Source organism: Massilia brevitalea (assembly GCF_030711405.1).
GTDB lineage: Bacteria > Pseudomonadota > Gammaproteobacteria > Burkholderiales > Burkholderiaceae_D > Telluria > Telluria brevitalea.
This window is the reverse complement of record NZ_JAULSI010000090.1, coordinates 1-6,179: the sequence shown is the minus strand read 5'-3', so window position 1 is coordinate 6,179 and position 6,179 is coordinate 1. Positions and strand designations below refer to the sequence as shown.

Sequence of the window (6,179 nt, the reverse complement as noted above, 5' to 3'; positions counted from 1 at the left end):
GCCATGTACGACTATTTCGGGTTTCTTGAAGCACACGACCTGTCGTGGGATGACGTTGATCGAGGTGAAGCAAAAACGCTGGTCGCGGCATACCGCGATTACTGTTTTGAGGCGGCGCGATTAGCCCGGAACACTATTCGACAGCGTCTGCTATACGTCTGTGCGTTCTACGTTTTCGCCAAGCGAAAAGGCTGGGTGGAGACCCTTCCCTACGAGTACGAGGAGCGCCAGATCCTGCAGTCGGGTGGGTTTCTTGCGCACGTCGACGCATTAGGCGGTAGGCAGGCGGTCCTATCGTAATGCCCCGCAAGCACAGAGACCTTGTTAAATTTCTGTCTCGGGACCAGGTGAGGGCCTGCTGGCGGCAGCCGATAATCCGCATCATCACGCAATGATCCGATTCGCGGTTCAGAGCGGACTTCGCCGCGAGGAACTGGCCTCCTTTCCGCTTGCGTACGTAATCGACCCTGACAAGACAGGGGGCGTTGAACGCAATCTGCGGCTGAACCTTGATCCGGCAGACGGCACCGGCATGAAAACGAATATGGACAAGGTGGATCTGTCGGATTACAACCTGAGTGAACTTAAAGGTTGCAAGTTGAAATTGAAAAAGCAATCAAGAATCGCCAGCAGCAAGAAGTAACAAAAGCGCGTGAACAGATCCTGGCTATTGCTCAGGGTTTGGGTGTTTCGGTAGAAGAGCTGCTTGCGAATAATGGCGGAAAATCGAAGGGCACTGGCAAAAAGGTCGAAGCGCAGTACCGAAACCCAGCTGATAATACTCAGACGTGGACTGGCCGTGGCCGGCAGCCGAGGTGGATTGCTGATGGATTAGCTGGCGGAAAGACTCTAGACGATTTCAGAATTTAACCGATTTTCACGGTCACGTTAGGAGGCACATCGCTGCCCTTTTGAGGGGCCGAGCGCTGCTAGGTGTGAAGCAAGGATATCCACATTTTCTGTGGATATCCTTGCTTATAAAGATGCATGACCTAGCGTTCATGCGGATCTTGGGGCATTGTCTAAAAATTAGGCAAGAAGCGCACCAGCGTTTTCTTCAAAAACGTGTAGATGGTAATACCGATTTTCATCTAAGACGCCTTGAGAATTTTCGGCAAGATGTCTGCCGTATCACCGCCCCAAACGGCTTTTTTCGAGAACGTTTCGTCGTCAACCGACCCGTGCTTTGAAGATAGCTCACCGTGGATGGATAATTTGGGGGCTGAACGCATGATCTGTGCTTTTCTCGTGCCGCCTGCTGCGGTCAGATTGCAATCACCACCATACAGAGCCCGGGTTGCTAGCTAAGCTCATATGAGCTATTCTGTAGTCTCAAAGGAGCCAGATATGACCACTCGATCTCAGACAGGCAAGCCTGCCGCCAAGCGCTCAGCGCCGCTGGCGGTAGCAAAAGTTGCAGCGACTCAGGCAACCCGGAAACCAGCGCGTAAGGTGACTGTGCTCAGCCTCAACCGGGACACAAAAACTGGGCAGTTAACTTCTTGGTACAAAATGGACGTTGCCGACAAAATCCACGTTATCCGGTCGGGCGTACCCGCGCAGCGTGTAGGAGAACTGTCTTCGGTTATGAATATGCCGAAAGAAGCGTTGATGGACTCGCTGGGCCTCTCCCGCGCCACCATCAATCGCAAAGTGCAGCGTGAACAGCGGCTGTCTCCAGACGAAACCGAACGCGTGATGGGCATGCAAGCGTTGATCGGCCAGGTGCAGGCTATGATCGACACAGAGAGTACGCCAGAATTTGACGCCGCGAAGTGGTTGGCAGGCTGGTTAGCAGCTCCCCTGCCCGCCCTGGGCGGCGCCACGCCGGCGAGCTTTATGGACACGGTCGAGGGCCAGAAGTACGTTGGCAATCTCCTGGAGATGGTGCAGAGCGGAGCTTACGCATGACGGTGTCGCTTTGGCGCATCGCGGCCACCACACCAAAGTATGTCGCCGATGATATGTCCGGTACGGGCGCAAAGAATACGGGCGGGCGTTGGAATCCGGTGGGCATGGCCGTCACGTACAGCTCAGAGAGTATTGCGCTGGCCGTGCACGAGACGGTCGTGCACCTGCGCAGCGGCGGTTTGCCATTGAACCGCTACTTGGTGCGCATCGATGTGCCGGACGATGTGTGGACCGCGCGCCAAGTGCTGACACCGCCGATCGGCTGGGACGCGCTGCCTGCTGGCATGACCAGCGTACAGACGGGCGAGGCCTGGCTGCTGAGCAAGGCGTCCGCACTGGCGGTGGTGCCCTCGGTGATTGTGCCAGAGGAATTCAACGTGCTGATCAACCCACTGCATCCGGACGCGACGCGCATTGTGGCCACGGCCGTGCGCAAGTGGCACTACGACCCACGCTACTTCTGAGCAGCGGCAGGAAGTGTGAGCTTTAAAGGTCCGTTTTCGAAAGCAGACGTTAGTTAGTTCCGCTTCCGACCCGAAGCGGACGCCGCTTTAACGAAACTTGCGCGCGACATGGTACGAGACAGTGGTCCCGCCAACAAGCGCACCAAGAGCGATTGCAGAAAGATAAACAGTGACCTGTGTTGTTGACGTAAGCGTGGCATCAGTTCCCATTGCCAGAGCAAGCACGCCTCCAGATAGCGTCGCGCCGATACCAGTTCCTATGACAAACCCACCTGTGCGTCGAAGCGCATCAGCGGTACGCAGGAACATTCGCAACACGAGAAATACCGCCGCAAACAGTGCTGCCGATGCCATCGTTATCAACATCAGCGAGAACAGAGGTCCCATTGGCGCTCCTGTGAGAGAAGTTACTGGTTTCGTTGCCACCGTCCGCTTCTGGCCGATCTCGGCCGTTCAGTGTACGGCAGTTGTCGACCCGAACCGGACCTTGAAGCAGTTGGTTCTTTATGTTCGGTCACGGGGGTAGAACCTGATATGGCATAAAGCCTTTGCTTTTCCAACGCTCAAGGAAGTGCTGTGCTGCAGCGTCTTCGGCTTCGATGTGGAGATCACCTTCGTGACATAAGGTGATTTCCAATCCATGAGCCTTCACAAAAATGTCCGATTTCCCGACAGTGATCGTTCCGGCGTGCTCTGCCGCTCGCACATAGTCAACGATGTCTGCTAGCGGCAAAGGGATGTCCTGCCACATTTCGTCAATTCCCAAGTTGCTATCCCAACCAAACATGAGAATCCCAGAGTCTGTCCCTTTGGTTGCTGCAAGATGGCAGAACGATACCAGCTCTTCGATGAGCACGGTGGACTCGACTGGTTGAGTGCGGTATTCGACCATTGCGATCACGTTTCCTTGCGGCCCAATCTGTGAGCTTGACGGTCTGCTTCTGGCCGATTGCGGACTATCGTAGCGTCCGCTATCGACCCATAGAGGACATTCTGCGTACATAAAGTCGAGCTTGGCAAAACCTGGGCCGCCGATACGGACGAAGCCCATTTGACGTAGTGGCACCTCGGTGCTCAACCTAAATTTGCTTTTTTCGACTCCAACATGCTGCCTTGAATTTTCCCTAGAAGAAAAGCGATCGCACCTACAAATCTAAGGCGGGGTGTGTTCAGGCCACCTGCCATCTCTTGCGGGAAGAGATTCAAGCATTTATCTCGGATCATCTGATCGGAAAATTGGGCTACGTCAGGATGATGCGCGAAATGGTTTCGGATTGATCGAACAGTGTCCAAACCTTTCCGCTCTTCGACGGTAATCATTCCCATGTAATACGTCAGCTTAATGCGGGATGAGAAGGTCCCCAGTGGTGCTTGTGACGAGAAAATATCTTCGTCCAAGCGCTTATCTTGAATCATTCTCGAACGCAAAAGCTCAGCAAGAGCCTTATCTAAGTATGCGGCAGCGAATAAAGCACATCCGCGATCCGACTCAGAATTTATACCATGAAGGACCTGTGAAAATTCTTCCCTAAGCTGTTTAATTTGTGCATCCATATTTATATTTGAGTTCGCTTATGATCGAGACCGGGGAGCGCCTATGCAGAAATAGATGATCTTTCTTCTCAATTATTAGGCCGACGACAGCTTTCTCTAGTTACTGAATGACCGCTATTGGCCGATTGCAGACCCATGGCCCATCTACGTGGGCCTCATACATTAAACTTCAGTTTGCTCAGCAATCTCCAAGGCGTCGTCGACTTCAATGCCCAGGTAGCGAACCGTGCTCTCCAGCTTAGTATGCCCGAGAAGCAACTGAACCGCACGGAGATTTTTTGTTCGCCGATAGATCAAGGTAGCCTTGGTACGACGCATAGTGTGTGTACCGTATGCCGTCGTCCAGACCAATAGATTTGACCCAACTCGACAAGATGCGTGCGTACTGGCGAGTCGACAAATGACCTGCATCGATCACTCGACTGGGAAACAGATGTTGGCTAGACGTTAGCTTTCGATGATTGATCCAACTGAGCACTGACTGGCAAGTCTGCTCGGTAATCTCGAACTGGATAGGCCTTTGCGTCTTTTGTTGCATGACGATGGCACGATGGAATATGCTTTGGCCTTGTGCGACATCCTTCACGCGGAGACTTACCAGGTCGCAGCCGCGAAGCTTACTGTCGATCGCCAAGTTGAAAAGCGCCAGATCTCTCAACCGCTCGGCTAGCTGCAACCGCGACCGCAGCACCAATCGCCCTACTCTCGGCTGGCATTGGAATTACTCCGATGATTTCGGTCCTGAATCAAATCGCGCAGATGCAACCTTCCCGTCGGGTGGTCTTCGCCCACGCGGCTAGAGAAGAGGCATATCACGCTCATCGACAGGACGTTGCTCAAGCAAAGAAGACGATGCCCAACCTGGAGGTCGTGACCTTTTACGAGAACGTCAACGTCCACGAAGGTCAAGGTGTCTATCCCGGCCGCATGGACATATCGAAACTTCCTAAGTGGCCTTATGGAGAGGCGCAAGTGTATCTTTGCGGCCCAGTTGAGTTCATGCAAACGCAATGGCGTGCGCTCATTGAAGCCGGCGTGCCACCGACTCGACTACACCGCGAAGTATTCGGACCCGAGCTCTTGAATTACTTGAACTAAGCATACTCTCCGTGTCATTAAGGTGGCACGGAGGACTTGCATTTAACCCAGAGGGTTACGATGTCATCCGAGGTAATTACTGAGCTTTCGATACGGAAAGTTGTCGACGTATTTTACGAACGCGTTCGGAAAGACGTCGTCCTAGGGCCGGTGTTTGAGAGTCACCTTGCCGGCAAGTGGGATACTCATTTGCCCCGGATGTATGCCTTCTGGACGAAGGCCTTACTTGGAACTGGTGACTTTCAAGGCAATGTTTTTGGAAAACATATGGCGCTGTCCAGCATTGAGAAGGAGCACTTCGTCAGATGGCTTACGCTCTTCAGAATGACGTCAATCGAGATTTTTGGAGCGGAGACGGCTCAGCCGATGCTGGCGGTTGCTCAACGAATCGCTTCAAGCTTACAACTCGGCTTGTTTGGTGAGGTCAAAGTTCAGTAGAACAAGCGATGTAGGTAGTGAAGCATGCCTTACCTGGGCTTAATGCCAAGTTGACCTGGCAACTAAGGCGCCGGCTTCGCCCTTGGTCGACAAGCTCTGTAGCAATTGCGCCCCTCACGCTTAGCAACGTACATAGCAGCATCTGCTACTCTTAGTAGCTCCTCTGGACTCACCGCGTCCGCTGGAAATAGCGCTACACCAATGCTTGCTGATACGGTTACTGGGGCTCCTTCGACGTCAACCGAGGCGCTACCTGCCTTAAGGAGACGTCTCATTAGTTCAGATAAGACTACGCCATCATTCACGTCAGGTAAAACGGCAACAAATTCGTCCCCACCAAGGCGTGCCAAAGTGTCTGACGTTCGTAGTGCCGTTGAGAGGTTGCCTGCTACTTGAACAAGAATATCGTCTCCTACTGCATGCCCAAAACTGTCGTTCACTTCCTTGAAACCGTCGAGGTCAATGAAAGCTATTGCGACTGTGGTGCCAGACGACTTAGCCTTTTCAACAGCTTGAGTCAAACGCTCCATTAGAAGGACACGGTTTGGCAAGCCTGTCAAATTATCAAAATAGCTACGTTGCTCGAGCCAACGTCGCCGTTCAGTGACCGTGGTGATATCACTAAAAACAGCAATGTAATGGCTCGGTTCTCCACGCTCATCTGGCACCATTGTGTAGTGGTCTAATGTCCCCGGACACATCGATAGGTGGATA

The 6,179-nt window shown here is 53.1% G+C and carries 10 protein-coding genes and 2 pseudogenes; 7 read left to right on the top strand and 5 right to left on the bottom strand.

Annotation, left to right across the window (positions count from 1 at the left end; translation table 11 throughout):
• The 5 genes and pseudogenes from QWL29_RS26205 to QWL29_RS26185 all read left to right on the top strand — a co-directional run.
• Positions 1–300: pseudogene (locus QWL29_RS26205) on the top strand (tyrosine-type recombinase/integrase); the annotation flags it as partial.
• 91 nt (positions 301–391) lie between these two features.
• Positions 392–643, top strand: a complete 252-nt coding sequence (locus QWL29_RS26200; RefSeq protein WP_305825793.1) for a hypothetical protein — start codon at positions 392–394, stop codon at positions 641–643.
• Positions 592–870, top strand: a complete 279-nt coding sequence (locus tag QWL29_RS26195; protein WP_305825792.1) for an H-NS histone family protein — start codon at positions 592–594, stop codon at positions 868–870. Before QWL29_RS26200 ends, QWL29_RS26195 begins: the two co-directional genes overlap by 52 nt.
• Positions 871–1,347: 477 nt before the next feature.
• Positions 1,348–1,911 carry an Xre family toxin-antitoxin system antitoxin gene (locus tag QWL29_RS26190; protein ID WP_305825791.1) on the top strand — a complete coding sequence of 188 codons (564 nt, stop codon included), beginning with the start codon at positions 1,348–1,350 and terminating at the stop codon, positions 1,909–1,911.
• Positions 1,908–2,375, top strand: a complete 468-nt coding sequence (locus QWL29_RS26185; RefSeq protein WP_305825790.1) for an RES family NAD+ phosphorylase — start codon at positions 1,908–1,910, stop codon at positions 2,373–2,375. The genes QWL29_RS26190 and QWL29_RS26185 overlap by 4 nt, the downstream gene beginning before the upstream one ends.
• 87 nt (positions 2,376–2,462) lie before the next feature.
• On the opposite strand, the gene QWL29_RS26180 is transcribed toward QWL29_RS26185, so the two are convergent.
• The 4 genes and pseudogenes from QWL29_RS26180 to QWL29_RS26165 form a co-directional block, all read right to left on the bottom strand.
• Positions 2,463–2,762, bottom strand: coding sequence for a hypothetical protein (locus QWL29_RS26180; protein WP_305825789.1), 300 nt, complete (start codon positions 2,760–2,762; stop codon positions 2,463–2,465).
• Between the two features lie 127 nt (positions 2,763–2,889).
• The gene (locus tag QWL29_RS26175) at positions 2,890–3,453 is read right to left on the bottom strand and encodes a hypothetical protein (RefSeq protein WP_305825788.1); all 564 of its coding nucleotides are present in this window, start codon (positions 3,451–3,453) and stop codon (positions 2,890–2,892) included.
• On the bottom strand, positions 3,450–3,929 hold the full coding sequence (locus tag QWL29_RS26170; RefSeq protein ID WP_305825787.1) for an MltR family transcriptional regulator: 480 nt from the start codon (positions 3,927–3,929) through the stop codon (positions 3,450–3,452). Before QWL29_RS26170 ends, QWL29_RS26175 begins: the two co-directional genes overlap by 4 nt.
• 162 nt (positions 3,930–4,091) lie before the next feature.
• Positions 4,092–4,617, bottom strand: a pseudogene (locus QWL29_RS26165) (tyrosine-type recombinase/integrase); the annotation flags it as partial.
• Between the two features lie 41 nt (positions 4,618–4,658).
• On the opposite strand from QWL29_RS26165, the gene QWL29_RS26160 reads away from it, so the two are divergent.
• The gene (locus QWL29_RS26160; RefSeq protein WP_305825786.1) at positions 4,659–5,027 is read left to right on the top strand and encodes a ferredoxin reductase domain-containing protein; all 369 of its coding nucleotides are present in this window, start codon (positions 4,659–4,661) and stop codon (positions 5,025–5,027) included.
• 60 nt (positions 5,028–5,087) lie between these two features.
• Positions 5,088–5,465, top strand: a complete 378-nt coding sequence (locus tag QWL29_RS26155; RefSeq protein ID WP_305825785.1) for a group III truncated hemoglobin — start codon at positions 5,088–5,090, stop codon at positions 5,463–5,465.
• A gap of 62 nt (positions 5,466–5,527) precedes the next feature.
• Here the strand turns inward: QWL29_RS26155 and QWL29_RS26150 are convergent.
• Positions 5,528–6,179: GGDEF domain-containing protein (locus tag QWL29_RS26150; protein ID WP_305825784.1), on the bottom strand; the 652-nt coding region annotated here is incomplete at its 5' end.

Excerpts from the sequence above, each read along its gene's own strand:
- QWL29_RS26185 (WP_305825790.1), top strand. The coding sequence starts at position 1,908 with ATGACGGTGTCGCTTTGGCGCATCGCGGCCACCACACCAAAGTATGTC.
- QWL29_RS26160 (WP_305825786.1), top strand. The coding sequence starts at position 4,659 with ATGATTTCGGTCCTGAATCAAATCGCGCAGATGCAACCTTCCCGTCGG.
- QWL29_RS26155 (WP_305825785.1), top strand. The coding sequence starts at position 5,088 with ATGTCATCCGAGGTAATTACTGAGCTTTCGATACGGAAAGTTGTCGAC.
- QWL29_RS26190 (WP_305825791.1), top strand. The coding sequence starts at position 1,348 with ATGACCACTCGATCTCAGACAGGCAAGCCTGCCGCCAAGCGCTCAGCG.
- QWL29_RS26170 (WP_305825787.1), bottom strand. The coding sequence starts at position 3,929 with ATGGATGCACAAATTAAACAGCTTAGGGAAGAATTTTCACAGGTCCTT.
- QWL29_RS26200 (WP_305825793.1), top strand. The coding sequence starts at position 392 with ATGATCCGATTCGCGGTTCAGAGCGGACTTCGCCGCGAGGAACTGGCC.
- QWL29_RS26180 (WP_305825789.1), bottom strand. The coding sequence starts at position 2,762 with ATGGGACCTCTGTTCTCGCTGATGTTGATAACGATGGCATCGGCAGCA.